Genomic DNA, 25,524 nt, shown 5'->3' on the forward strand with positions numbered 1-25,524 from the left:
CCGCAGCCGGTCAGGACGCCTTCTCGAAACCGTCCGCTGCGAACCGCGGGCACGACGAACGGGATTCCCCTGGACGTGAGCAGCCCGGATACGCGACCTTGCCGGCCGGGAGCCGGGCCGCACCCCGCAAACCCTGGGATAATCAGGACGTATGGGCCTGCGGTTCTTCGACGACAGGCGTCTGGCGTGTGACCTGTACGCCGCGGCGAGCCAGAACACCGGCTCCGAGCAGGTCGGAGCCGGGATCTCCCGCGTACTCGCCCCGATCGTGGCCCACGACGCGCTGAGCCTGGTGGGCACCGACCCCTCATCCGGTCCCGGCCTGGGCACCTTCAGCTTCTGGCACCAGTACGACCCCGGTCTCGTCCGCGAACTCGTCCTGCACCGGCACCTGGGGGACGACCCGCTGAGACCGGCGATCCCGACGCTCCTGCGGACCCCGGCCGTCGTCGCGGGCACGGGTACCGGCGAGCAGCCCGTACATGATCCGCACACGGGGAAGATCCTCACCTCCCACGGGGCGAGCTCCGAGCTGCGCCTGCTCCTGAAGGACAGGCGCGGCGTGTGGGGAGCCCTCGGGCTGCTCCGCAGCGAAGGCGCCGCACCGTTCAGCCAGGACGACGCCCAGCAGGCCGCCCGGCTCGTACCGGCGCTCCTGGCCGCCCTGCACCGGTACGCGACGACCGGCCCCCTGTGCCCCGAGGTCCCCCCACAGGCGGCGGGGGTGATCACCGTCGGTCCCGACCGCCGGATCAAGGCCGTCAGCCCCCAGGCACGGCTGTGGCTGGACCAGTGGTCGGCGCACGCCATCCCCTCGTGGGCCCCGGAGGCCTTCTTCGTCTCGCTCTCCCTGGCCGCACGGGCGCAAGCCCGCCGTCCGGGCGGATCGATGCCCCTGGTGTGCGCGCCTCCGGCCGTCTGCGGCCGCTGGACCACCTGCCAGGGCCAGGTCCTCGACGCGGACGCCACGGGCGATGTCGCCCTCGTCGTGCGGGGGGCCTCCTGGGACTCGGTCCTGCCCTCGCTGTGCGAGTGGTACCGCATCACCCCCCGGGAACGTGACGTCGTCGCGCAGCTGCGCACAGGGGCGTCCGTCAAGCAGATCGCCCGTCGCCTCGACCTGTCCGCGTACACGGTCAACGACCACCTCAAGGCGGTGTTCCGCAAGACCGGAGCAGACGGCCGCGACGAACTCAGCGCGGCCCTGACCCGCTGACCACCGGTGTCCATCCCTGATGTCAGGGGGCCCCAGCGACAGCACGGCGGCCCACCCTGGGAAGGGAAACCGCACCACCGATCCGAAGGGACAGGGCCATGACCCACAACGATCTGGTCGAACCCACCCGCGCGAGCGGGGACGGGACACGACTGAACCCGGAGATCGCCGCCACAACCCATGACGTCCGAGGCCACGGCGTCTTCGAGCAGATTCTGGACGCACCCGGCTTCCCAGGCGCCGGAGGCATGATGCTCGCCGGCGCCACGGAGTTCAGCCCCGTCACCGGCGACCCCATCATGGGAAGCGCCGTCGTCACCCTGCACAACGTGGTGCCCCTGAACGGGGCCCGCGTACAGGTCCGCGTGGAAGTGAAGTGGCCGGAGGACCTCTCCATCAGGATCCAGCTCTTCTACCTCCTCTGAACCGACCCGGGAGGGGGGCGCGGCGAACCGCGCCCCCCTCGCCCCCGATGACCGCATGCTGACGCACGACCCGGCCTCCTCGATGACCGCATGCCGACGCACGACCCGGCCTCCTCGATGACCGCATGCCGACGCACGACCCGTTCCCCTCGTCGGCGAGCAGCACCTGCGCGCGCACCGCCCCGAGCGCGACGAGCCGAGCGCGACGAGCCGTCAACGCGGCGAGGTGCTCATCGGCCCAGGAGCCGGTGCCCACCCTCACGTCGAGGTGCACCCGGTTCTTCACGACCTTCCCCTCGGGAACGCGCTGGAAGGACAGACGCGGGCCCACACCTGACGGATCCGGGCAGGCGGACCAGGCATCCCGCTTCTCGACCGGCAGCGAGAACGAACACGCGCCGCAGGTCGGCGAACCCCTCCGGCGGCGGGGACGGGGGCGTACCCCCACACCTCACACCACAAACACGCGACGCGCTCGGGCCGCGCGGGCTTGCTCTGCCTTCCAGGACATGCGTTCTGCGGCATCCCGACAGAAGCGAAGTCGCTCTCCGATCCCCCTCGCCGCTGGTGCAGCCGCCGTTGTCGCACATGGCCGTCTGGGGGCGCGGCCTCATCGATCTTCTTCAAGCCGGTGTCCTGCAGCCGGTGCCAGAAACCGATTCAACGCCGCAAGGACGGCTGGACCCGGCGTTGGTGCTCGCGCACGTGCCACCGGTTGTCCCGCGGCTGGTCTGAGCAGCCGAAGAAGGCCAAGCAGCCGACCGGCTGATCGCACAGAGCACCGCAAGGCAACAACCACGATGGTCAGCCTGCGCTGGCGCAGAGAGCCATGTGGTCACCCTTCGCTGACACAACCGGCTTTGATCAACTCTCCCTGGCAATCCACCGTCCGCTGTCACAGGTCACCGGTACAGGGTTTGTGCCGGAGCGCGATAGCGGTCACCTGACCGCGACGGTTGTCCCAAGGGCTTCACGACGAGGCTTGGAACCGATCATCCGTTTGAGTGAAGGCGGTCGATCGATGACGCTCCGGGTGACAAGGGTGTCCAGGATGATCACCGCGCAGTGATCGCACGTGACCCACGGGTATCCGGCGGGGCGTACTCAAGAAGAGGGGCAGCACCATGCAGGCATCCGTAGGAGACCGCTACATCGGCAAGAGCAGGATGGTCGGCCAGGACAGGGTCGGAGAGATCATCGAGGTCAAGGGGCCTGACGGAATGCCGCCGTACCTGGTGCGGTTCACCGACGGGAACGAGTCTCTCGTCAACCCGGGTCCCACCGATGTGATCCAGCCCGCCGGCACTCAGAACTAGGTAGACCGCGTCCCGGCCAGGCGGTCGAGGCCGGGGAGGTCGAGATGCCGTCTGGGCAATGAGCTGCTGAAGCGCTTGCCGGGCAGGAAGCGGGAGTCGTTCGGGCCCGCGCCCAGCGACGCCCCTGGCGGCCCGGCACCGCTATGCCGGGCCGCCGACTTTACCGACGCATCAGCCAAGGTCAGGTTTGCGCACTCAGTGCGCCGGAGCGCGGCAATCGTCACCGGGTGCACTGGTACGCCCCGGGCGCACTGCGAGACGAATCGCCGCGGTTGCCACCCCCTGGTCCCGGCACCTGTCACCAGCTCGCACACGGGGCGAAAGGTCCGCTCGGGGAACTGCCCGCGTTCGCGCCAGGCGAGGTGATGCAGATCGACTCGACCCGCTGGACGTGCTGGTCCACCGGGACGACGGGATTGCCGGCAAGGTCGAGCTCACCGGAATGATCGAAGTCGCCACCAGGACAGTGACCGCGGCGGTCCTGCGGCCCACCACCAAGCCGGTCGCCGCGAGCCTCCTTCCGGCCCGCACCGTCACACCGGAACTGATGCGGCCGGGCTCGGCGGACGCGTTGCGGACGACACGACCGGTCCTGCCTCACCGCCCGCTGCTGACTCCGGACGAACGACTGGAGCACGCGGCGGCACGGCCGGTGATCACCTCATCACCCCCATGCTCGAAGAGCGACTCGCTCCGTCAGAGGCCTGGGACCGGATGATCAACGATCACGGAATCCCCCTGTCCCGGACCCACTCGGCACCTCCATCAACAGATGGCACCTTGACCACATCCGCAAAGGCCACCCGCCCATCGCGACCTACCAGCCCGATCGAGCCCCGAGTTACAGGTCGAGATAGTTGATACGTCGAGATAGTTGATACAGGGAGCGGAATCCCACCTGAGATCTTGGGCAGTTCTGATCACTATGGCTGTCACAGTCCGGTCGTTCCCACTGTCACCAGCGCCTGCCCCTCGGCCACACTGTCGCCAGGAAGTCACGACGCCTCTTCTGCTTGACCCCCCGCGCGGGCGACGCCGAAACCGGTCGCAACGTCCGCGTCCGGTCTCTACAGTCGCCGCATGGCCACCCAGGACGAGCACCCAAGTCAGCCCGACATCACCGCGATGCTCAACGACCAGACCAGTGCCTGCAAGGCAGCACGCGACACCCTCGCCGCCGGCGGCGAGGTAAAGCTCTACGACGGACAGCCACCGCAATGGATGGTCGCCGGCATCGCCGCGACAAGGCTGAGACGATCATTGAAAATCGGCCTGACGACCCTCGGCCTCGACGAATCCGTCGAGATCCTCTCCCGCCACCGCGGCGAACAGTTGCGTACCGGCAACATCGTTGCAGCGGACCGGTCCTGGTTCTTCACCCTCTACTTCGACGCCACCGGAACCGAGCTCCTGGCATGCAGCGGCGTCAAGAACGAGCGTCCCTCGCAGGACGACGGTCAAAAACTCCAGCTGTAGAGGCCACCACCCAAGTCCACCGCAAACACCGCGAGCCGCGCAACTCCCAGCAAGACCACCAGTAGATCACCGTCGGTCAAGTCACCCCCACCCTCGCACCGGACCTCGACCGCTGCGGCTACGCCACCGGCCGTGGCAGGCGTTGCAAGCCACGCGCCGAGGAGGTCAGTACGGACAAGACGCGCGACCAGGCCCGCGCCGAGCGGACAGGGGCGGGCGTCGTCACCGTGCCAACCGCCCCCGTCGCGACGCGCAAGGCAGCCGAGGGCAGGCCGAGCGGGAGCGCCCCGCGCCCGACTGCGCTCCGCGCCGGGGCCAGAGGCCGGGCCGAGGCCGGGTTCAGTCACATGGGCGCAGGGGTGGGAGATCGGGTGGCTTTTCACAGGTCAGGCCGTGTGACTGGGCCTCATGTGACGGTTTGCGTGACAGTAGCTGGCCGTCCGGGCAGGTGGCGGCGGGCGCACCCCGCGCGGGGTCCGTCCTACCGACCGAGAGGCGATCGTCCTGCCCACCGCGCCGCGCCCCAAGACCTACACCGCCGGCACCGGCCGCCCCTCCGCCCGCAAGCTCAACACCGCAAAGGTGGTCCGCACCGTCAACCATCACCGGGTCCGTCTGGGACGCCGGAAAGAAGCACGCCGCCCAGGACCAGGTCGCACCAGCGCAGGCGGCCTCACCACGCTGCCCACCAAGCCCCGAGCCTCCGAACGCCGCATCGCCCTCTCACCCGCTGCGTCCACTCGCTGAAGCTCCACCGCGAACGGCAGCAGCGCGAACGGGATACCGCGGGCACCGCGTGGCAGCACAGCGGGCACGTGTTCATCACTGTGCAGGGCGGACCAATCGACCCGACCAACCTCACCCGCCTCTTCAACACGATCCTCCGCCGCGCCGGCCTTCGCCGCATCCGCTTCCACGACCTCCGGCATTCCACCGCGACCCTGCTCCTGGAACAGGGAGTCGAACTCGTCGTGATCAAAGAACTCCTCGGCCACGCCCACATCGGCGTCACCGCCAGCGTCTACGCTCACGTCCGACTCCGCCTACAGCGCGACGCGTCGACCTTCTCGGGCACACCCTCCACAAGTCCGCTGAGACCAACAGCCAGCCCGACGGCAGCGACGACCCTCGCCTGTGCGCAGCACCTGTCCACTGACGTTGCCGTCAATCACTGCCGTCAGACGCCTCTGTGGCCCCGTCGGAACGCTCCCGACGGGGCCACAATTTGCTCCTGCATGCAGGTGCGATGCGAAGATCAGACTTTCCGGTTACGGCCGAATATCAGTCACCACTCCACGCCGCAATCTCCCCTCCGGGCATGCAGGTAACTCGCTCCCCCTTAGCTCCGACAATTCCCCAAGCCTCATACTCCTCATCCGGCGGCACAATCAGTTTCATGCCGCTTTCGAATTCGATCAGGAGCTCGCCAACGCTTCCCACCTCGGCCTCAGCGATCACGTCACGGACCAGTCCGGCGAGATGGGAAGACGCAGCGTCCGGGAATTCTGGATCAAATGACATGTGAGCCTGCATCGCGTTGATGAACTTGACGTACGTCTTTTCGTCAAGATACGCGGCCGCTGCCGCAGTTATCGCATCTCCCGTTGCGGCACTTTCCTTGTTAAAGGTGAGGTCCGGGTCGCCCTTGCTGTCAGTTCCGTAACAGTTGCCCCGTTGTACTTCGCGTACTCGGTGGTCGGCTTCGTGTCCCACGAGCCATCAGTGTTCGGTGAGCAGCTGACTCCGTTGTTGGCACAGTCGTCCGGTGCAAGGCCGGTGGGATCACTGCTGGAGACGGGGTTGCCGTTGGCGTACGTGTACCCGTTCATCTGCAGCGGGTCGGCGAAGTCGATGAGGGGGTCGGCGGAGAGAAAGCGGCCGGTGTTCTGGTCGTATTCTCGGGCGCCGATGTGGGTGAGGCCGGTGGCGGTGTCGTCGATACCGACGCCGAGGTACTGAACTTGATTGGGTGATGTCGGGACCGTTCGCCTGACAGCTCCTGGTCCGTTCCGGTAGCCCTGGACTGTGAGATACGCGCAGGGTGGCGGCTTGACCGACGCCGGGAGGGCCGCGCGGGAGCGGATCCGGCTGCAGGCCGTGGAACGCTTCGAGGGCGGGGAGAAGAACCGGGAGATCGCCGCCGCGCTGCGGGTGTCGGAGCGGTCGGTGGAGCGGTGGCGTCGGCGATGGCGGGAGGCCGGAGCGACCAGGGTGCGATCGAAGGGCTCCCCGGAACGCCCGAGGCTGAGCGATTCGCAAATAGACATACTGGAGCGTGAGTTGGAGCGCGGACCGCTCACCCACGGCTGGGCTGACCGGCGGTGGACGCTGGCCCGGGTGAAGACGCTGATAGGCCGGCTCTTTCACGTTTCGTACACGGTGGAGGGCACGTGACGGCTGCTGAAGCGTCACGGGTGGTCGTGGCAGCAGCCGGCCCGCCGGGCGATCGAACGCGACGATGCGGCGGTCGAACTGTGGAAGAAGGAGGTCTGGCCGCGGGTAAAAGCGCCGCGGCGGCCCGTGGAGCCTGGGTCATCTCCGAGGACGAAGCCGGCCAGTCCATGAGACCGCCGCGCGCCAGGACCTGGGGCCGCATCGGCCACACACCCGTCGTCCGCGTCCGCTCCAGGGGATCCGGAAAGGTATCGATGGCCGGAATAACCTGCTTCAAACAGGGCGAGCGGTCCCGGATGTTCTACAGCTTCCTCGTCTACCGGGGTCGCAAGGGCGAGCCAAAGGGCTTCACCTGGCGGGACTACCGCGACCTCATCGTGCGGGCGCACATCCAGCTCGGCGGTCCGATCGTCCTGGTCTGGGACAACCTGCGCGCTCACCTGATGCCACAGATGAGAGCGTTTCATCGAAGCCAACGCCGACTGGCTGACCGTCTTCCAGCTGCCCTCCTACGCGCCCGACCTCAACCCGCCGGAAGGCGTCTGGGCGCTGGTCAAACGAACCATCGGCAACCTCGCCGCATCGAACCTCGACCAGATGGCCAGGGCCGTGAAGCGCAGCCTCAAGAAAATCCAGTACCGCCCTGCTCTCGTCGACGGCTGCATCGCTGCCACCGGCTTGAGTCCGGATGGCTGACCGCAACCGGGGCCGGCCCCGGGTCATGCATCCCAGTCCGCGTAGTCCCCCATCTGCACGTCGTCGCAGAAGGTCTCCCAGAACCCATCGGGCACGAGCGCGGTCTCGTCGATGCCGGAGAGGAGGTCGCGCAACTCTTCCGCCACCTCGTAGGTCTCCTCGTCGCCCTCGGCATAGAAGGGGAAGCGCGCGATCACGGCCTCGACGCATCGGTTGAACGAGTCGAGGTCCCTGTTCACGTGCCTAATCGCTGCTGGCTCGCTCGTGGGAGTCTCCACCACGTGACCGCCGGCCACATCAACGGCGATGGTGGTACTTCCGAACAGGCCACTCACCGCGATACCTACCAGCCCCCGCTCACCGAGCTCCGCGAAGTACACCGGCTCGCTCAGCGGTCGGTACTCGTAACCGATCAGCCCGCATGGGATACCAGCCTTCCCGAGATCGACAGCAACCTGGGCGGGCACCTTGGGCGGCACCTCAAGCGGAATCAAGACGAACTCGGGCTTCGGCAACTGCGGCAACGGCTGGTTCACGGGAGGATCCTCTCCCGACGGACTGCTCGGCAACACCCATAGGCCCGCGACTCCTGCCAGGCGGCCGGCCCCGACATCACTCAATCAAGTTCAGTAGCTGCGCTTGTTGGGCCAATCGGCGGGTTTGGTGCCGCGGGGCTCACCGTAGGGCTTGAAGCTGCGGCGGGTGACGGGCTGGGCGCCGCCGGCTTCGACTGTGGTGTTGGCGGTCCCGAGGGGGTTGGTGAGCAGAATGTCGAGGGTGTGGGCGGTGGTGGACTGGTTGGTGGTGGAACGCACCGCGGTCGGGGCGCCTGCGTGGCTGTAGGTGCGCGAGGCGTGGGTAATGAGGCCGACGGAGTCGGTGGTCAGTTCTGTCTCGCCGAGGTACAGGGTGCTGCCAGCGGGCGAGTTCTCAAGAATGCGGTTGCCGGCTGCGTCGTAGACGTAGGTGGTTTTGCTGGACTTGGTGGAGTTGGTGCCGTCGTCGTAGCTGACGGTGCTCGATTCGAGCTGCTGTTCGGGCGTCCACAGGAGGGTCTGGTCTGGGCTGGGGCCGCCGGGCAGGTCGCGGGTCCTGGTGGTGCCGGTGGCGTTGTAGGTGTAGCTGCCGCAGTTGCCGGTGGGGGTAGACACGACGGAGGTAAGGGTGTGGGGCTGGGGGCACTGTAGGTGTGGTCGTACTTGATGTTCTTGCTCGTATCGCCGGCCGGGTCGTACTCAGGCATCGTGGCTCGGTTGCCGAGCCAGTCGTAGGTGTAGGACTGGCGGTAGGCGGCCTGGCCTTCTTCCTCCCGGTCGTGCGTCGCCTCGGTATCCTGACGTCCACTCAGCAGGAGGGGACGCTATGGGGAAGCGTGACCGTCGCAGGAAGCGGCAGCAGGCGAAGCAGGCAGCGACCGCAGGGCAGCAGCAGGTGCCGGAGCGTGAGCCGAGCGGGCTGCCGGCACCTGAGCGGATACTCCTTCCCACCCACGACGCTCCCCTCCTCGAACTGCACTTCAACGACGGCATCACCTACGACGCGAAAGACCTGTGCCGGGCCTACTGGGAGTTCACCCAGCCCGGCACCTGGGCCCGGAACGTCGCTCAGATCGGGCAGACGACATACGTCTCCCAGACTGTCCGCACGTCCTGCCTGGTCTCTCTGCTCACCGTCCTTTGCCCGGGATGCACCATGCCGATCACGGTGACCAGCCGCTCCGAGATGACCGCCACCCGGCTCTGGAACGACGACTTCCCGCTCGAGCCCGTCCCTGCCCGGGCGGTCTGCCAGGACTGTCGCGCGAACGCCCAGGCCCAGGCCGCTGCCGAGAAAGCTCTGCAGCAGGAGCGCGCCGCGGCCGCGAACAAGCGGAAGGTCGACAGCGCGTCCGCCTGGCTGGGACGCAGCCTGCACGCCGATGAGCCGGTGACCTACCCCACCCCTCGCCAGGCCCTCGGTCTCCTCGCGCTCGCAGAGATCATCCTCCGCAACGCCTTGCAGTCGTTCGGCCCCCTCGAGGGCGTCGGCTACACCATCACCGCATCCGCGGACACCGACATCGAGCTGTTCCGCGACATGTTCCAGGCTCATTGGATCGCGGCCACCACGCCGGCCACGGTGAACTGCTTCACGTACGACGAGGACGATCAGGCCGAGACGATGTACGTGAACGCTGTCTGCTGGACGTTCCCCCGCTGGCTGGGGCCCACCGCCCATGAAGCCGCCACAGCCGCTGTCGACCTGATGAGCAAGTACCTGGTCGACCACACCGACACCGTCAGCGACACTCTTCAGTCCCTTGAAGCCGGCATGGCCGTGGACTACCTCAACGGCCTCCTCACCGACCGCTACGGCGAGCTCCCCATCCCCGAGCACCGCCTGCCCGACGCCTACGAGCACGCCCTTAAAGCCCTGCAGAGCGGCTACGCTCTCGAGCAGGTGATCTCCATGGCCTGGATGTCAGCCGCTGCCTCCGTCGCCTGGGGTCAGCGAACCCCCGGCCTCAAGCCCGGCGCCGTCTCATCCGCCTCCGTCACCAACCTTGAGCGCCGCATCGGGTTCGTCAAAGACCGGCCGGTGCAGCACTACGACGTGCCCAACTCGGTCCCGCGTCCCGCCATGCACAGCACCGCAGTCCGGTTCCTCGCTGAGCGGCAAGCTGAGCGGCAAGAAGCCGAGGCCGCACTCGCCCGCTTCAAGGCCATCCACCAGCGCATCAACAGCCGAGAAGTCCTGGAACAGGACCACGGCCCCGAGGCGAGCCCTGATGCCGGCTGGAAGACATTCGACGCCCAGACTTGGTTCAAGGACCTGGCCGAAGGCAAGACGGAGCGGGACAATTCTCCGGTCGTGACGTTCGCCGCCGTGACGCCGACCGGAGACCTGGCCATCCAGACGGCCACCGAGGCACAGATGCACGATGAGATCGGCGGCATGACCGAACGCCTCCCCCTGGATGGCACCGTCACCCTTGACGCCCTCGTTCCCGTCTTCATCGACCGTGAGACCCACAGGCCGAACCCCGTGGCCACCCGCATGATCGAACTTCTGGGGGGCGGGTTCGGAATCGTTAACGGGACCGTCGTCTTCCTTCAGACCCCCGTCGGTATCCGACACCCAAGCGACCTCGACGATGACCACCAGGAATTGTTGCGAGCCGCTCACGCTGCGGCAACGGCGTCAGCCGAGAGGTAACACAAGAGTGGTGGTCTCGGCTGTGTGAGCGGAGACCACCACCCCACGTGCTCGTCAGCTCTCGTTGAGGGCGCGGCGAACAGCCTCCAGGTATTCGTCGCGTGCTGGGCGAGTGTCGATGGTCCCCATGCCATGGCGTTCTTGTTGGACGCAACGGCTGACTACGCCGGCGTACGAAATAGCAGGTCTCGTGACCTCACCAGGTCCCTCGATCTGGATCGTGCTGACCGCAGCGACCATCCGGATTCCGTCAACTGCCTCTTTGCTGATCTCGAAGTTAGAGGCGGCTGTCAGGAGTTCCGCGTATGCCTGCCGTCGACGCTCGTCCGCTCGGGCACGGTGCTGTTCGTCCAGTGTGGCCTGCACGGTCGATATCAACGCGTTCGCCTGCGCCTGTCCCGCAGCTTCCGCGGCGGCTGCTTGTCGGTGGCCGGCCTTCCACGCGAAGAACCCCGTCACGATGCTGCCCAAGATGGCCGACCCGGCGGCGATCAGGGCGATCCCCCACTCACTCATACGGCGGATCCTGCCATGCGGGCCCTGGAGCGCGGGGTTTACCGCCGAGGTCGTTGCCGGGCAGGATCCGGCGCCCTCCGGATGACGTCACGCGAAGCGTCGAGGAAATCAGCCCGCCCCTGTTTGAGAGCAGGCCAGGCTGCAACCAGCGCGTCACTGTTGATCCACCCGCTTGCGTCCCGGCCCTCCTTCATGGCGGTGCTGTACGACCGCAGTGCCTCCTGCATGGTCAGTAGCACTTCATCAACCCGCTCGGGCCCAAGAAGCGACGTGCCTCGTCAGCTACAAACGCGCATGTGTCATCGACGCGGGGTTCTACCCCGTCGCACAACTCGCACGGCGTGTAGAACCCGTCGATCGCCATAGCCCTGTGCGCGACCATCTACTCCCGGGTGTGCTCGGCCTCGGCAATCTCACCCAGGTTAAGGAAGCACCGGTCCCAAGCGGAGAGAAGCCGCGCGTACGCCTCCTGCCGCTGTCCACGCAGTCACTGCTCGTGCTCGACCTGCGCCTGGTTGGATGGGCCAGCCGCTGTTCGTCGAGTGTGGCTCGGACGGTCGCTACTGAACTTGAATGGGTGATGTCGGGCTGTTCGCCGGACACCGCGCAGGTGGCTCCGGTAGTCCTGGGGCGGTGAGATATCCGCAGGGCGGCGGCTTGACCGACGCTGAGAGGGCCGCGCGGGAACGGGTCCGGTGCCAGGCCGTGGCTTGCTTCGAGGCTGGCGAGAAGAATCGTGAGATCGCTGCCACGTTGCGGGTCTCGGAGCGGTCCGTGGAACGTTGGCGGCGTCAGTGGCGCGAGGGCGGCCAGGCCGGGGTGGCCTCCAAGGGGTCACCCGGTCGTCCTCGGCTGTCCGAGGTGCAGATGGCGAGGCTGGAACGGGAGTTGGAGCGCGGTCCGCTGGCACACGGGTGGACCGACCAGCGGTGGACCCTGGCCCGGGTGAAGACGATGATCGGCCGGCTGTTCCACGTCTCGTACACCGTCGAGGGCACGTGGCGATTACTGCGGCGGCACGGCTGGTCGTGGCAGCAGCCTGCCCGGCGGGCGATCGAGCGGGACGACGACGCGGTGGAGCTGTGGAAGCGGGAGGTCTGGCCGCGGGTAAGAGCACCGCGGCGGTGAACAACGCCTGGGTGGTCTTCGAGGACGAGGCTGGCCAGTCGATGTTGCCGCCGCGTGCCAGGACTTGGGGCCGAAAGGGCAGCACCCCGGTCGTCCGCGTGCGCGGGCGGGGATCGGGCCGGGTGTCGATGGCGGGCATGACCTGTTACAAACCGGGTGAACGGTCTCGGCTGATCTACGCGATCCGCGAGTACCGGGGCCGTAAGGACGAAGCGAAGGGCTTCGGCTGGAAGGACTACCGAGACCTAGTCATCCGCGCCCATATACAGCTCGGCAGCCCGATTGTGCTCGTGTGGGACAACCTGCGTACGCACCTGGTCGCACCGCTGCAGGAGTTCATCGAGGCCAACACCGACTGGCTCACCGTGTTCCAGCTACCGACCTACGCCCCAGACCTCAACCCGCAGGAGGGCATCTGGTCCCTGGTCAAGCGCGACATCGGCAACCTGGCCGCCGCCGACCTCGGCCAGGTCACCCGCGCAGTGAAGCGCAAGCTCAAGATGCTCCAGTACCGGCCGGAGGTCATCGACGGCTGCCTGAGGGGCACCGGCCTGACCCTGCCGGTGTGACCGTCAGAAGAAGCCGAAGAAGCGAGCCCACCAGGTGGGCCGCTGAACGTGCGAGGGCAGTCGACTCGGCCCGTCATAGTCGCTTTCCAGCAGTTCCTCTGCAACCACGACATAGCCGAGCTCGACCAGCGCCCGGTTGGCCTTGGCAAGGTCCGCGCTGTCCAACTCGCCCTCGGCCTGGGCTTCCTCCGTTCCGAGGAAGGCCCCCGGGTTGTCGGCGCAGACCAGAGCCAGTGAGCCGAACTTGCTCACGCAGACGACGATCCGGGTTCCGCAGACGGTTGCGTCCCCGGGCACGACGACGCGTCCGTACTCGCTGGAGTCCTGGGTGTCCTGCTCGGCCGTACAGGGAGCTGCGAAGTCGTCTTCAAGCCGAGCCACCAGAGCACCGAAATCGACTGAGGTCTCGCCACGGTCGTAGTGCTGCGGCCACTCCAGCCACTCCGGATCATCGAGCTTGCGCAGCAACGCCAGCAGATCCGCTTCGCTCTCGGTCATGCGCCCATCTTGACGCAGCAGCCACCTGCGGAGCAGCCCCGGGCACCACCACGCTCACCGCTCCCCGACATCACCCATTCAAGTTCAGTATCAGCGCGTCCGACTGTGTCCGTCCTGCGGCTTCTGCCCCAGCAGACTGGCGGTGGCGGCGTTTCTCGTGAAGCAGCCCGTTGCGATGCCGCCTACGACGGCCGACCCCGCGCCGATTACGGCGCTCACCCAATCACTCATACGGCGGATCCTGCCACGCGGTTACATGAGCGTGTCGCCGATCTTGGATTGGAGGTGGGAAGGCCTGGTCAGTGGCTCTACGGGGCCAGATCAACCAGAGGGTGGTCCGTCGGCTGCCTGCTCGTCGCAGGTGGACACCGCGGCTTCGCTCTCAGTCTTGGCCGCGGCGGGAATGAGCACGGTGTCTTGTCGGTCGCCAATCAGGGTGTCGTAGGCGATCTGAAGCACTTCATGGCTTTTGAGGTCTGGCTGCTCGGCCTGGACGCGACGGATCTGGGTTTCGACGCGTTTGAAGTCGGCGGGCGGCATTACGTTGCTCAGATTAGTGAGGAACAAGGTGAGGAGTTCGGGACCGGTTTCCAGCCCGTCTTCGAGAACGCGCAGGAGTCCGTCCAAGGGGTGGGAGTCGGAGGTGCGGTGGCTCACTTCCAACATCCTCAGCTGGTCGAAGGCGGTTCCCGTGAGCTCTGCGGTCCGTTGGCCCATGTACATGGTGACCCTTTGGTAGATCGACCTGGCCTGGGCCTGGAGATCGTCTAGATCGGCCTGCTGCATCTGCGGCTGTGTTCTCTGGTGGAAGGCTTCGCGGAAGAGCTGCGAGACCTCCGCCAGTTCGTCGGCAAACGGACGCGGGGCGGAGGCCGGTTCGGCCGGGCTCCACGGCCGCGGGATGGTCACGGCCGGCAGGGTGGTCGACTGGGGGATTCGGTGGGCCGGTACGCGGTAGAGGGCAGAGACGAACTCTCCATACGCCGATTCCAACTGGTCGACGTACCGTCGGGCCTCCTCGAGACGGCCGTTCTGAAGGTCAGCAGCCATGTACTGGGCGGCAGTCAGCCACGCCCTGGCGGCGACCCTGGCCGTCGCAATGGTTTCCAGAGTGCGGGCCTGTTCTGCCTGCTCTGATGCTGTCCGCGTGGCCGTAGCGTCATCCCGGCGCTTCGCCCGCTGTACCAGAAGGGCGCCGGCGGCGCCCAAGCCTGCGCCGCCGAGGCCGCTGACCGTCGCGAGGATCGTCTCCAACATCGCCATCGCGTGATCGTCCACCGCGCCCCCACCAGCCACAACGCCCTGTCCAGAATCTGGCCGAGACCGTGCGGCCTGGCGAATTCCCGATGAGATGCTCGGAGCTCCCTTCCTCTGTCCAGCGCGGCGGCAATCAAGGCGTTCCCCCACACTCATACGGCGGATCCTGCCACGCGGCTCGGGCGCGGCGGATATCACCTGGCGGCGTGAGGGCCGTTCATGCCCGCCCGCAGCCGGGCGCGGTAGCGTCGACTGCAGCACCCCCACCCAGCCCGCGGGACGTAGGACGGACGATGAGCACAGCCCACGACTACCACGGCATCGACACCCCCGAGCGAGCGCTGAAGTACGCCGTCCAGCACATCCGTGGCGACCGCGCCCAGATCATCGAGCCGCCCCCCTGTCGCCGACCTGGGACCACGAAGCCGCCGCCGGGACCATCCGCGATCAGAGTTCCCGCGTTCGGGAACTCGGATGCGTCAATGAGCCGCTTTCATCCTGAATAGCTGCAGGTCAGCAGTGTGTGGACGGCGTGGACGACAGTGCCGATGCGGCGGGTGGAGCATCTGGCTCGCCGGAGCAGTCGCCAGGACTTCAGCTGCGCGAAGGCGCGTTCGCCGGGTGCTCGAAGTCGGGCGTGGTCGCGATTGAACTCCTGGTAGTGCTCGGGCTGTTCGCGGTGGCGGTAGTAGGGTGCGGAAAATGGCGCCGACGCCCTGGTAGGCGCGGTCCGCGAGGACGAGGATCTGCCTGGTGAAGCAGGCCTGGGCGATGACGTGGGCACGCGCGGCGGTCAGGTCGTGGGTGCGTCCTGGCGTGGCCCGGGAGAACCAGAGCGGCGTGCCGTCCGGTCGTGCGATGACCTGGACGTTCATGCCGTGCTGCTTCGAGGTTTCCGGTGACACGGCGCCTTGGCGTCGTTGCTGAATCCTCTTGACCGGGTATCTCGGCCTCATCAGCTTCTGGACCGCCTGGTGCCTCGGTCCGAGCGGGCAGGGCTACTGGCTCAAGGCCGCGCGGGTGACGCCTATCGGCAGCAGGTCCTCGCACGCACGACCGCCGACGTTCCTGTCCGACCTCGGCGGCCCCTTCCTCCTCCACAAGGCACCCGACCCAGCGGACGAAGACACCGAGACCACGAGCACCGAACCCAGCTGAGCCCGGGATCTCTGGGAGAGCTGCCAGAACGCCCGTCATGCCGCACGGCCAGAGCAGCCTGCCAAGAACTCCATGTGGTATCGAGACCGAGGCCCGGCCGCCACCGCGATGTTCCCGTACACCCCAACCGACTTTTCGTTTAGCGCAGTTGGCTTGTTCACCGTAGGGTCTGCTGCCGAGGGGGAGCCCCTCGCTCGGCGGGGGAAGGGGGAGCCATGGAGATCTACGTCCACTGGCTTGACGGTGAGCATCTGCGCGTGTCCGGGTGGGGTCCGCAGGACACGTCCTTGGCCGTCATGCTGAAGATCCAGGCCCTGTTGGGGCACACGGTGGTGCTGAGCGACGTGCAGCTCATCGACAGCCACGCGGTGCAGGCTCTGTTCGAGACGGAAGACTTCCGGTCCTTCGTACGCAGCTGCCCTTCGTTCCTGCGCTGTACCACCGCCGCTCCGGCCGACAGCGGCCCGTTCGCCCTGGTCACCACCGGCCTGCACCGCGCCTTGGAGCCCGGCTGGCTCTCGTCTTCGTTCGACACGGCAGAGCCCCTGGTCAGGCTGTCCGAGGCCGTTCTGGAGCGCGGGGAGGCGAATCCCGGGCCGCTGTTCGCGCGGGGCACCGCGCTGGGTGCACGGTACGAGGAGGGCGGAGCGATCCGGCGCAGGCTCGAGGCCGTGGCCTGGACCCTGCACCACTTCTCCCGCGAGGCGGGAGTGCCGTTGGGCACGAGCGCCGTGGGGCGCCCCTGCTCGTACCGCGACGTGCTGGAGGAGGTGGCGGAGCTGCCGGGGCTCCCCGGTCACGACTACGCCCCGGTGGAACGCACGCTCGCCTATCTCGACGAGCACGTGGAGCCGTCGGACCGGCACCGCAGGGCCGTGCTCTTGGCCCGGCTCGACGCGACTGACCCGCCGCACAGGACGGCGATGTGGAACACCGCGACGCAGGCCTGGAACGCGGCGGTGCAGCGGACTCTGGGCACCGACGGGGCGTCCCCGCGGTCGCTCCCGGGAGCGGCCGACATCGGGCTGTACTTCGGGCGTCCGACGGACGCACTCTTCGAGCCCTCAGGCCCCGGTGCCACAGCCCCTGCGGAGCACGGGATGGCCCCGGGTAGCCTGGCGGCGGTCGCCGAGCTGGGCTGGCAGGACATCGCGAAGATCTATCAGGACGAGGTCGTGACCCGTCGGCGCGAAGCCTTCCAGGCGGCGCTGCGCGCCGGAGACGCGTCGGCGGCCGACGACGCCCTCCCCGCCCTGCTCCGGGCGATCCGGCGGAAGCTGCCGGCCTCCGGAGAGCGGCCCGGGCGGCTCGCCTGGGCCGCAGCCGAGACCGGCCTCGGGCTCGCCGGCGCAGGACTTGCGCTCGGCACCGGCGAGACCCTTGGACTCGTGGGACCGGCGCTGGCGTTCGGCCTGGCGGCCGAGCGTCTGCTCCGGGGCGGCCGCAGCCGGTCACACATCGTCAACACGCTCATGACGGCGGGCAGAAGAGGGACCTGGACCCGGCACGGCGAAGCCTGACGGAGCGCCTGATGCTGGGCACTCGAGTGGCCGGCGCCGACGATCGACGCCGGCTCCGGGACGGTCCCGGAGGGTCGGCCGGTCAGCCCGACGGCCGGCTCATCCGTGACCGCGTCGACCTCGACACGATCACGAGCCAGCACCCGCGCTGGGCGGAGAGGGGAGACATGGAGGCATTGCCAAATCCTGTGGACTGACCCGACAGCCACAATGGCCGGTCGGTCAAGCAAGCGGCTTGCGGTAACGGATGTACTCGTTCCGCCGCTGGAATCCCACACTCTCGTAGAGGTCGTAGGACCGGTGCGGGTTTGCCGTGCCCGTGAACAGCCGAGCGGTTGTTGCACCCTGCTCGCGAAGGCTCCGCAGCCCGTCCAGCAGCAGGACCCGGCCGATTCCGAGGCGTTGCTGGTCCGTCCGGACACTCAGCTCTTCCACCTCGCCCACGGTGTGGTCGTGACGGCGGACGGAGCAGAGGGCGACGCCGACCATGTCCTGCCCGTTCCAGGCAGCCCTCCAGCATGCCGGGTCGGCGGTGTCGACGAAGTCCTGGAAAGGCCATCTCTGAGTGAAACCGCGGTCCGCGTACGAATCGACGACCGTCCTCCAGGCTGCACGGTAGTGGCTTGTCGCGATCGGCCCTGTCCGTATCCCGGCTGGCAGTTCGCTGCCCGGCTCGGGCAACTGCTGCAGATCGCCCAGCTCCAGCTCGACCAGGCTGAAGACACGTCGGTAGCCGGCTGCGCGCAGAAGTGCCGTGGCGTCCTGCTCGGAGGCCATGGCGTTCGCGCCGATCACTGCCGCCCGCGCCGTTCCATGCTGTTTGACGAGCTGGCGGATCCGTTCTTCGGCCCAGCTCAGCATGGCTGAGCCGATGCCTTGGCGGCGATGCGCGGGCAAGAGGTAGCCGCGGTGCAGGTACAGCCACGTATCGTCCCGCTCTTGCCACCACCGGATCGTCGAGTAGCCGACGACGCTGCCGTCGAGCAGCACCAGGATCTGGTTCTTGGACGGCTCCTCCAACTTGGCAGTAGCTTCGGCGATCTCGGCCGCTGTCGGGAGCCCTTCCACAACCGAATGGACATCGACCCGGTCCCGTTCAACACACCCCAGCCGCACGGCGGCCATGGCGCCGTGGTCTTCGTCGCCGCGATACGGCCGGAACCCGAGGCCGACCGGAAGGTCCTGTCCTGCCGTGCCATGCAACATGACCGGATGTTCTCGAACTTCGAGGCAGGTCCGCCACCCTTTTCACGCCGCGGTCGTCTGCGGCCGTTCAATGAGCTGGCCGCGTTCAAAGCGGGCCCCAGCGAGTGCTCCTTGTCCTCGGCGTTGTAGATGTCCTGGATGGCCTTCTTCGACGTGGGCTGAGCTGACTTCGGGAGGCTGTCGGGGCAGTTGGCCGTTTTGTGAACCCAGCACCTTTGGTGGCGGGTTTCGGGGAAGACCTCGTTCAACGCGTTCCAGAAGCCCAGGGCTCCGTCGCTGACGGCGAGGACGGGAGCGCGCATGCCGCGCCGATGGCAGTCCCGCAGCAGGCTCGCCCAGGAGTCCGAGGACTGGCGGTAGCCGTCGGCCATCGCGATCAGCTCCTTGGTTCCGTCCGCGCGTACGCCCATGACGACCAGGACCGCAGCCTTCGTCTGCTCCAGCCGTATGCGCAGGTGGATACCGTCGGCCCAGACGTAGACGTAGTCCGTGGCGGACAGGTCGCGCTCGCTGAATGCCTTGTGGTCGGCCTGCCGCTGGGCGGTCAGCCGGGTGACGGTGGCCGGCGACAGGCCGGCCGAGGAGCCGAGGAACTGCTCCAGCGCGGGCACGAAGTCCCCGCTGGACAGGCCGTGGAGGTAGAGGAGCGGCAGCACCTCGCTGATCTGCGGGGACTTGCGGCACCACGGCGGCAGGGTCACCGAGGAGAACCTTTGCGCTCGCCGGTTGCCTCGTCGACGCGCTTGTCGTTGACGCGGGGCCTTCACCTCGACCGTTCCGGCCGCGGTAGTCACCTTCCTCGGCTGGTGATAACCGTTGCGGACCACCAGGCGGCGCCCAGCCTCGTCTCGCTGGTCGGCCAACTCCGCAATATAGACGTTGACTTCAGCCTCCAGGGCGGCGGCCAGAACCTGCCTCGCGCCCTCGCGGACGATGTCGTCGATCAGAGAACCGGTCTCGGTCGTTCCATCGGCAGTCACTACGCTCAGCACGGGCGTGCCTTCCCAACCGAAGGTGCAACGTCGGCCTACTCGATGACCAGAAGTCAATCACTCGGGAAGGTACGCCCTTCGCGTCCAACCCGAGGCCGATCCACAGGTCATGAGCATTGCTCAGTCTTGACGGCGGGTTGTCCCATAAATGATCTTCAGGTCGTTCGGGCATGGCTGGCACCCGCCCACCCCCGCGAGCGGGTCATCGTCGCCGCCAACGCGACCCACGAGGCGCTCGCCGCCTGCCCGTGGATCGTGGAGGTACTCACCGCCGAAGAACTGATGTCCACAAGCGCGCTGTGGTTCGTCGAGCAGATCGTCGACAGCCTGACCGAATCCGGCCTCTCCCCCCACCAGGCCGTTCACGGCTACTGCGCGATCTGGTACTACACGGCCGGAGAGATCGTGGTCAGGACGACAGCGGCACGACGACGCACAGACGACGACCGCGCGACCTACCGGGAACACGTCTTTGCCGACCTCGACCCACGCGAACTGCCCCGCCTGGCACAAGTCGCAGACCAATGGGCCACACTGACCACACAGGACACCTACCTCAACGGCCTCCACGCCCTGGTAGACGGCCTCCTCACCACCCGCTGACCACACGCCCCTAGCCACGCAACCGGACGCCACAGGCCGCCGGCCGGCCCATCAACCCCATGACGACAGGCACGGCAGACACCCCATCAACCCCCTGCAGGCCCTCCCCTACGAGAAAGGGACGCCTGACCCAGGCCTCGCCATCCAGCACGGCCGCCACGACGCCTCCGTGGCCGGCGGTGCAGCTACACGGGGTCGCCGCACCAATGCCGGGCAAGTGGGCAGCCGGCTCTTTGCCGGAAGGTCTGCAGGCGCGGTGACAGGGTGGGCAGAGCGCGTCCGCCGGGTTGACAGCAGCGGGGGCGACGCGGCCGCAGGACGCGCGGCAGCCAGAGGGTCAGTGGATCGGCCGGCACTTCCCGGCAGACGATGATGCCGTTCAGCTGAGCGGTGGCAGGAGGGGGAGCCGGGCAGCGAGGAACTTCGGAGCCATACCGCGGTAGCTGTCGGTGATCAGTTCGGCAAGCTCGGTCCAGTCAGTATCGTCACCGAGAACAGCAACGACCACGTCTTGGCCCCAGCCGGCACGGAAGAACGGGAACCCGGGGGCGGTCAGGCCGAGCAGGTCGTCGGCGGGCACCCGGAACGTCATCACGACCAGCTCCTGCCCCTCGGACGCGTACGGGGCGTAGACCGGGGAGCGATCCACGTCCGGCGCGTAGAGGTGGGCGAACGTCCGCGTACGGATCCGCCAACGCACACCGACCCAGGCCGGTTCCTCGTAGGACTCGGGCAATTGACGGCAGATCGACCGGACCCTGCTCACGATCTCCGGCGGCACGTCTCCAGGACTCGACATACACCGACACTACCCACCCCCGACAACACGTCGCGGCCCTCAGCCAAACCGCAGCTGACCCCGACCAGACCGTGTCGGCCTCACTGGCCGCAGTCGCGGGCACCGTGAGCTGGTGGCGTTGACGCCTCCGATCTAGGCTGCCGCACGATCTGGTCGCGGCTTCGCCCCGGGCTCCGCGCAGCCGGGCACCCGCCGCGTGCGGGTCGTGGCCGATCACACGGGCAAGCTGCTGTGGATCTCGCCCGCTCTGCCCGGCGGTGCCCACGACCTGGCCGCCGCGTGTACCCACCGCATCGTCCGGATCTGCGAACGCCAGGGCGTTCCGATCCTCGCCGACCGCGTCTACATCGGGGTGGGCTCCTGGGTGACCACACCGATCAGGAGGCTGCCTCATCAAGACCTCACCACGACCCGGCAGACGAGCAACCGGGCCCTGGCAGCGGCACGATTTTCCGGTCGAACGAAGCGGCGCGCGGCTGAAGTCCTGGCGCGTCCTTCTCAGATCCCGCTGCAGTCCCAACCGCATGCCCGTCATCGCCGCAGTCGCCCTCACCTGGAGCGTCAACGTTGAAAACGCTCAGCAACCGGAAGACGGGAGGTGATCCAGGGCCCGCTGTGTACATAGCTCGCAGTGGAAAATCGGCATGCGACACCTCGGTCGCACCCTGAGAATGGCCCCATGGTCCACCAGATCGAAGTGCCCGACCCCAACGATGCTGAATCCGTGGGCCGTATGTTCCTCAGAGCCTGGCTCCAGACCTACCCGAACGAGGACGCCGGCGTTGATGAGGCGTGGATTCTTGAGCAACGTGGGTCCGCTGTCACCGCGGAGGGTATCGGGCAGTGGCAACAGTTCATCGAGGAGGCGATACGTCACCCAGAGCTGGTGTTCTGCCGCGTCGTCCGTTCCGGGGCGGAGATTGTTGGAGTCCTCTGCGGCCGCCGGGGCGCGGTGGTCACTCTCGGACCGATGTATCTGCTGAACGAAGCCCAAGGTCGGGGTACCGGCCATCGACTGATGGGCGAGTTCCAAGCATGGGCAGGCGACGCCCCTATCCGCTTGTGGGTGACTGAGTACAACGAGAGAGCAGTTCAGTTCTACGAGCGTCACGGATTCAAGCTCACGGGTGAGCGTGAGCTGTGGCGAGGCAAGTTGCCCAACGTCCGCATGGCCTGTGACCTGGTGACGCGATCCGAGATCGTATGACAACCGACGGTGCCGATGAGACGCGAGTCACTCAGAGTGGCTGCGCCACAGAAGCTGTGTCAGAACCCAGCGACATGAGCAGCGCCGACTGACGTTTCGAATGGCGGCCCTTCAGGGACTCCCTTCGCCGTGACCGAAGGGGCTTTGGTGCTCACAACGGGACTCATGCCGTTAGGGGCTGTCCCGTATGAGGCTGTGAGCCGAGAGGTCGGCTGGCAGTCCTGTCGGCCGATGAAGTCCGAGAAGCCGAACAGGTGTCCACTTCACGGCGGTGGGGCGGCTGTACAGAGACTCATGGGGCGTCTGATCGTGGAGGTCGCCGGATCGAGGCTCGTGAATGGCGGCGTTGACCCCGCGGGGCCGATGGAACCGGTGTGTGTGATCACGGCATTGAAGCAGTCCTGAACAGCCCCCTTCACCGGGCTCAGCCCGAGTGCCTTCGTCAAGCTGGTGACCGTGCCGCGGCGCGAGGGTGCGGACGCGGTCCACAGGGGCGACCGCGGAGTCCTCCGCTGGAGGACCAGGCCCTGCTGGTGGCCGCGTACTGGTGCACGGGCACGAACTCGACGCGGTGTGGCGGTGCGAATGGCGCCGCGACAGCCGCTGACACCCCTGCCCGGGCCGCCGGTCACCGCGGCGCCGACGCCGTGATGAGGGCCGCAGGATGTGGGCGCTACCGCCGACCGGTACTGCGCTCAGTCGCACGCCCGCTGCCTGACCCTCCTGCCGGCCGGTGGGGAATCTTCAAGCGCCGGCTGGGATCACGTTCCGCGCTGTCTGCCCTTCAGAAGCTGCTGGAGCCGGCCAGGGCTCGTACGGTCGTCTAGGACACTCCGCCGCAGGGCGGGTGCCGCCGGGCTGGTGCCGGTCCCGTCACTTCTCCGAGCACGACGGAACCGGCCCCCTGGGCCGTACGCCTGGGTGCTGTGGAGACGGGTGGTCGCGCAGTGCGGAGTCACACAACAGCTCGCAGCCGAGCACGACATCCTCTGGGAACGACTTCTCAGGAGTCGCCGCTGGCTGCCCTCGCACCGGCCGAGCCGAACGAAGTCGTCATCGACCTCGCTGCGACAGGCCAGTCGGGGCCGCAGCCGTAGGGTGCAGCCAACCGCCAGGCGAAGGACAGCCTTTGTCCCCTCGCAGCCGTAGGCAGCGAAACCGCTTGGGGTACGGGATGGTGAGGGGCGAGCATGACGCGGCAGGATGCTCCGCATGACATTGCCCACCCCCGAGCTGCACACCGCCCGCCTGCGACTGCGCCCGTTCACCGACGCCGACGCGGCACCGCTCTACGCGCTGCAAAGCAACGCCGACGTGCTGCGTTACTGGGACTCCCCGCCGTGGACCGAACCCGCCCGCGCCCAGCGCTTCATAGCGACCTGCCGGACGATCGAGGAGGAAGGCACAGGAGCACGGGTGGCCGTCGAACGTGTCTCCGACGACGCGTTCCTCGGTTGGTGCGCCCTGACCAGCTGGAACCCGGACTTCCGCAGCGCGTCCCTGGGCTACGTCTTCGACGCCGCCGCGTGGGGCCACGGCTACGCCACGGAGACCGCGCACTCCGTCCTGCGGTGGGCGTTCGACACCCTGGACCTGAACCGCGTCCAAGCCGAGACCGACACCCGCAACGTGGCGTCGGCCCGGGTCCTGGAGAAGCTCGGCTTCGTCCGCGAGGGCACCCTCCGCGAGGACTGCGTCGTCAACGGCGACGTCTCCGACTCCTGGGTCTTCGGCCTCCTCCGCCGCGAGTGGCACCCGAAGGCCGGCCGCTAGGGGTGTCTTTCCGATCACCGGATCTTGGTCTGGCCTTGAGGGATGGAGCGATTCCTGACGCTGCGTGGGCGGTGATCGAGCCGTTGCTGCCGCCTGCGGGCCGGGCCCGTGGCCGGTGGCCGGTGGCCGGTGGCGGAATCACCGGCAGGTGTTTGAGGGCATCGTGTTCGAATTCCGCACCGCCCTGCCCTGGAGGGACCTGCCCGAGAGGTTCGGGCCCTGGCAGACGGTCCCCGGACAGTTCGCCTGTTGGGCAGCCGACGGCACCTTCGACCGTCTCCTGGCCTCCGCCCAGACACGGGCGGAGGTGGACTGGCTGATCGCGATCGATTCCACGATCGTGCGGGCCCATCAGCACGCGGGCTGCCAAAGGGGCTCGAAGAAGCTGGACTGGGATGCTGCCGCGGCGGGCTGACCAGCAAAATTCATCTCGCCTGCGACGGCCGGGCAGGCCTTTGGCCTTCCTGATCACCGCCGGCAACCGCAACGACTACACCCAGGCCGAAGCCGTCATCAGCATGATCCGCGTCCTCGGGCCGGGCCCGTGCAGACCCCGGCCCCGGCCCGACCACGTCGTCGCGGACAAGGGCTACTCGGCCCGCAGCTTCTGGGCCTACCTCCGTCGGCGCGGGATCAAAGCCACGATCCCCGAACGCGTCGACCAACTCGCCGGCCGCAAGCGACGCCGTGAACGGCGCTGCAGGTTCGACAAGGCCGCCTACCGGCGCCGCAACGTCGTCGAACGCTGTTTCCGCCGCCTCAAGCAATGGCGCGGCATCGCCACCCGCTACGACAAACACCGCGACCGCTACCTCGCCGCCGTCACCCTCGCCAGCACACTCATCTGGCTCGACCAGTGATCGACAAGACGCCCCCTAACTGATCGTTTCAGAATGAAACGCCACTGCGCCGAGGCAGTCCTGCCGGACAACACCCCCGCGATCTTTCCGTCAACGGCATACAGCGATCGGCTCGCCGCGAACCACCCTCACTGTCGACGCGCTGTGGACGTACGAGAACAACGGCCGGCCGCATCGCCGAACTCCACGCCGGAACCCTAGAACCGGCCTGAGCCGGCCCGCCCCGCCCTCTCGGTCGCCGAGCACGACTGCGCCGGAGGGCGGGGCGGGGCACCGCCGGCCTCCGGCGCTGCAGCCACCACGTCCTCGACCGTCGCGTAACTGTCGGTGAAGTCGCCCCACGGCGTGGCCATAGCGCCGAGGTCGTAGTCGTCGATCGATGTCAGGTGCTGCAGGTTCGCCGTCATCGTCGCGAATGCGGCGGCGTTCCAGGGCGAGCACCCCCTCGCCCGCCCCATGGCCGACCTGCGCTGGCACCACGCCGCGTACCCGACGAACGGCTACACCCGGATCCTCATCCCGCCCCGCGGTCGTGCGCCTGGACTTCGACGAGGACCGACCCCTGACCGCAGCAGCGCACCGCGAGCTGTTCCAGGCGTTCATCGGCGCGGCGCCCACCGCCCCGCAGTCCCTTGCAGGGGCCATCACCGCCTTCCGCACCGCGCTCGGTCTGCCTTCCCGGCTCGAGCGCATCAGCTGGGCACGTCATGGGAAGGCGCT

Annotated in this window: 19 protein-coding genes and 11 pseudogenes; 17 read left to right on the forward strand and 13 right to left on the reverse strand. The window is 67.7% G+C overall.

What is annotated here, in order from left to right:
- The first annotated feature begins 151 nt into the window (after positions 1–151).
- Positions 152–1,216: a helix-turn-helix transcriptional regulator gene (locus tag ACN9MM_RS00115; protein ID WP_426361667.1), complete on the forward strand. Its 1,065-nt coding sequence runs from the start codon at positions 152–154 to the stop codon at positions 1,214–1,216.
- Positions 1,217–1,314: 98 nt separating this feature from the next.
- Positions 1,315–1,641 (forward strand): hypothetical protein, encoded by a 327-nt coding sequence (locus tag ACN9MM_RS00120; protein ID WP_426361668.1) that lies wholly within the window; start codon positions 1,315–1,317, stop codon positions 1,639–1,641.
- 121 nt (positions 1,642–1,762) lie between these two features.
- Here ACN9MM_RS00120 and ACN9MM_RS00125 read toward each other — a convergent pair.
- Positions 1,763–2,166, reverse strand: a pseudogene (locus ACN9MM_RS00125) (VOC family protein); the annotation flags it as partial.
- A gap of 599 nt (positions 2,167–2,765) precedes the next feature.
- Here ACN9MM_RS00125 and ACN9MM_RS00130 point away from each other — a divergent pair.
- The 4 genes and pseudogenes from ACN9MM_RS00130 to ACN9MM_RS00145 all read left to right on the forward strand — a co-directional run.
- Positions 2,766–2,957 (forward strand): DUF1918 domain-containing protein, encoded by a 192-nt coding sequence (locus tag ACN9MM_RS00130; protein ID WP_426361669.1) that lies wholly within the window; start codon positions 2,766–2,768, stop codon positions 2,955–2,957.
- A 308-nt stretch (positions 2,958–3,265) separates the two neighbouring features.
- A pseudogene (locus ACN9MM_RS00135) lies at positions 3,266–3,615 on the forward strand (integrase); the annotation flags it as partial.
- A 422-nt stretch (positions 3,616–4,037) separates the two neighbouring features.
- Positions 4,038–4,433 (forward strand): hypothetical protein, encoded by a 396-nt coding sequence (locus ACN9MM_RS00140; protein ID WP_426361670.1) that lies wholly within the window; start codon positions 4,038–4,040, stop codon positions 4,431–4,433.
- A gap of 654 nt (positions 4,434–5,087) precedes the next feature.
- A pseudogene (locus tag ACN9MM_RS00145) lies at positions 5,088–5,589 on the forward strand (tyrosine-type recombinase/integrase); the annotation flags it as partial.
- A 125-nt stretch (positions 5,590–5,714) separates the two neighbouring features.
- On the opposite strand, the gene ACN9MM_RS00150 reads toward ACN9MM_RS00145, so the two are convergent.
- Together ACN9MM_RS00150 and ACN9MM_RS00155 are read right to left on the reverse strand one after the other, a co-directional pair.
- The gene (locus tag ACN9MM_RS00150; RefSeq protein ID WP_426361671.1) at positions 5,715–6,146 is read right to left on the reverse strand and encodes a DUF6188 family protein; all 432 of its coding nucleotides are present in this window, start codon (positions 6,144–6,146) and stop codon (positions 5,715–5,717) included.
- 50 nt (positions 6,147–6,196) lie between these two features.
- Positions 6,197–6,433 (reverse strand): annotated as a pseudogene (locus ACN9MM_RS00155) (RHS repeat-associated core domain-containing protein); the annotation flags it as partial.
- A gap of 25 nt (positions 6,434–6,458) precedes the next feature.
- On the opposite strand from ACN9MM_RS00155, the pseudogene ACN9MM_RS00160 reads away from it, so the two are divergent.
- Positions 6,459–7,523: pseudogene (locus tag ACN9MM_RS00160) on the forward strand (IS630 family transposase).
- Between the two features lie 23 nt (positions 7,524–7,546).
- Here ACN9MM_RS00160 and ACN9MM_RS00165 read toward each other — a convergent pair.
- Together ACN9MM_RS00165 and ACN9MM_RS00170 are read right to left on the reverse strand one after the other, a co-directional pair.
- A complete protein-coding gene (locus ACN9MM_RS00165) occupies positions 7,547–8,059 on the reverse strand; it encodes an SUKH-4 family immunity protein (RefSeq protein WP_426361672.1) in 513 nt (170 codons plus the stop codon).
- A 90-nt stretch (positions 8,060–8,149) separates the two neighbouring features.
- Entirely contained in the window at positions 8,150–8,674 is a 525-nt protein-coding gene (locus ACN9MM_RS00170; RefSeq protein ID WP_426361673.1) for a hypothetical protein, read from the reverse strand.
- Between the two features lie 211 nt (positions 8,675–8,885).
- On the opposite strand from ACN9MM_RS00170, the gene ACN9MM_RS00175 reads away from it, so the two are divergent.
- Positions 8,886–10,718, forward strand: a complete 1,833-nt coding sequence (locus tag ACN9MM_RS00175; RefSeq protein ID WP_426361674.1) for a hypothetical protein — start codon at positions 8,886–8,888, stop codon at positions 10,716–10,718.
- 54 nt (positions 10,719–10,772) lie between these two features.
- Here the strand turns inward: ACN9MM_RS00175 and ACN9MM_RS00180 are convergent, their stop codons facing one another.
- Positions 10,773–11,234, reverse strand: coding sequence for a hypothetical protein (locus ACN9MM_RS00180; protein ID WP_426361675.1), 462 nt, complete (start codon positions 11,232–11,234; stop codon positions 10,773–10,775).
- A gap of 633 nt (positions 11,235–11,867) precedes the next feature.
- On the opposite strand from ACN9MM_RS00180, the gene ACN9MM_RS00185 reads away from it, so the two are divergent.
- Positions 11,868–12,931 (forward strand): IS630 family transposase gene (locus ACN9MM_RS00185; RefSeq protein ID WP_426361676.1). Its coding sequence is split into 2 segments (ribosomal slippage): positions 11,868–12,315 and positions 12,315–12,931, totalling 1,065 coding nucleotides; the frame shifts between segments, so codons are not numbered across the junction.
- 3 nt (positions 12,932–12,934) lie between these two features.
- Here ACN9MM_RS00185 and ACN9MM_RS00190 read toward each other — a convergent pair.
- The 3 genes and pseudogenes from ACN9MM_RS00190 to ACN9MM_RS00200 all read right to left on the reverse strand — a co-directional run.
- Positions 12,935–13,429: a hypothetical protein gene (locus ACN9MM_RS00190; RefSeq protein ID WP_426361677.1), complete on the reverse strand. Its 495-nt coding sequence runs from the start codon at positions 13,427–13,429 to the stop codon at positions 12,935–12,937.
- 321 nt (positions 13,430–13,750) lie between these two features.
- The gene (locus tag ACN9MM_RS00195) at positions 13,751–14,692 is read right to left on the reverse strand and encodes a hypothetical protein (RefSeq protein ID WP_426361678.1); all 942 of its coding nucleotides are present in this window, start codon (positions 14,690–14,692) and stop codon (positions 13,751–13,753) included.
- Positions 14,693–15,179: 487 nt separating this feature from the next.
- Positions 15,180–15,573 (reverse strand): annotated as a pseudogene (locus ACN9MM_RS00200) (transposase family protein); the annotation flags it as partial.
- 46 nt (positions 15,574–15,619) lie between these two features.
- Between ACN9MM_RS00200 and ACN9MM_RS00205 the strand changes: the two are divergent.
- Both ACN9MM_RS00205 and ACN9MM_RS00210 read left to right on the forward strand, forming a co-directional pair.
- On the forward strand, positions 15,620–15,844 hold the full coding sequence (locus ACN9MM_RS00205; protein ID WP_426361679.1) for a hypothetical protein: 225 nt from the start codon (positions 15,620–15,622) through the stop codon (positions 15,842–15,844).
- A 215-nt stretch (positions 15,845–16,059) separates the two neighbouring features.
- Positions 16,060–17,364, forward strand: coding sequence for a hypothetical protein (locus ACN9MM_RS00210; RefSeq protein WP_426361680.1), 1,305 nt, complete (start codon positions 16,060–16,062; stop codon positions 17,362–17,364).
- Between the two features lie 222 nt (positions 17,365–17,586).
- Here the strand turns inward: ACN9MM_RS00210 and ACN9MM_RS00215 are convergent, their stop codons facing one another.
- Together ACN9MM_RS00215 and ACN9MM_RS00220 are read right to left on the reverse strand one after the other, a co-directional pair.
- Positions 17,587–18,570 (reverse strand): GNAT family N-acetyltransferase, encoded by a 984-nt coding sequence (locus ACN9MM_RS00215; protein WP_426361681.1) that lies wholly within the window; start codon positions 18,568–18,570, stop codon positions 17,587–17,589.
- A gap of 134 nt (positions 18,571–18,704) precedes the next feature.
- Positions 18,705–19,562, reverse strand: a pseudogene (locus tag ACN9MM_RS00220) (IS256 family transposase); the annotation flags it as partial.
- A 180-nt stretch (positions 19,563–19,742) separates the two neighbouring features.
- Here ACN9MM_RS00220 and ACN9MM_RS00225 point away from each other — a divergent pair.
- Positions 19,743–20,165 (forward strand): annotated as a pseudogene (locus ACN9MM_RS00225) (TetR/AcrR family transcriptional regulator C-terminal domain-containing protein); the annotation flags it as partial.
- Positions 20,166–20,544: 379 nt separating this feature from the next.
- Here ACN9MM_RS00225 and ACN9MM_RS00230 read toward each other — a convergent pair.
- A complete protein-coding gene (locus ACN9MM_RS00230) occupies positions 20,545–20,964 on the reverse strand; it encodes an MmcQ/YjbR family DNA-binding protein (RefSeq protein WP_426361682.1) in 420 nt (139 codons plus the stop codon).
- Between the two features lie 196 nt (positions 20,965–21,160).
- On the opposite strand from ACN9MM_RS00230, the pseudogene ACN9MM_RS00235 reads away from it, so the two are divergent.
- From ACN9MM_RS00235 to ACN9MM_RS00255, 5 genes and pseudogenes are all read left to right on the forward strand, one after another.
- Positions 21,161–21,535: pseudogene (locus tag ACN9MM_RS00235) on the forward strand (transposase family protein); the annotation flags it as partial.
- 108 nt (positions 21,536–21,643) lie between these two features.
- A complete protein-coding gene (locus ACN9MM_RS00240) occupies positions 21,644–22,171 on the forward strand; it encodes a GNAT family N-acetyltransferase (RefSeq protein ID WP_426361683.1) in 528 nt (175 codons plus the stop codon).
- A gap of 408 nt (positions 22,172–22,579) precedes the next feature.
- Positions 22,580–22,776, forward strand: a pseudogene (locus tag ACN9MM_RS00245) (IS5/IS1182 family transposase); the annotation flags it as partial.
- Positions 22,777–23,383: 607 nt separating this feature from the next.
- Positions 23,384–23,944, forward strand: a complete 561-nt coding sequence (locus tag ACN9MM_RS00250; RefSeq protein WP_426361684.1) for a GNAT family N-acetyltransferase — start codon at positions 23,384–23,386, stop codon at positions 23,942–23,944.
- A gap of 35 nt (positions 23,945–23,979) precedes the next feature.
- Positions 23,980–24,804 (forward strand): annotated as a pseudogene (locus ACN9MM_RS00255) (IS5 family transposase).
- Between the two features lie 197 nt (positions 24,805–25,001).
- Here the strand turns inward: ACN9MM_RS00255 and ACN9MM_RS00260 are convergent.
- A complete protein-coding gene (locus ACN9MM_RS00260) occupies positions 25,002–25,211 on the reverse strand; it encodes a hypothetical protein (RefSeq protein WP_426361685.1) in 210 nt (69 codons plus the stop codon).
- Positions 25,212–25,524: the final 313 nt, after the last annotated feature.

Origin of the sequence: Streptomyces sp. E-08 (assembly GCF_049913095.1) — a bacterium.
Taxonomy (GTDB): Bacteria; Actinomycetota; Actinomycetes; order Streptomycetales; family Streptomycetaceae; genus Streptomyces.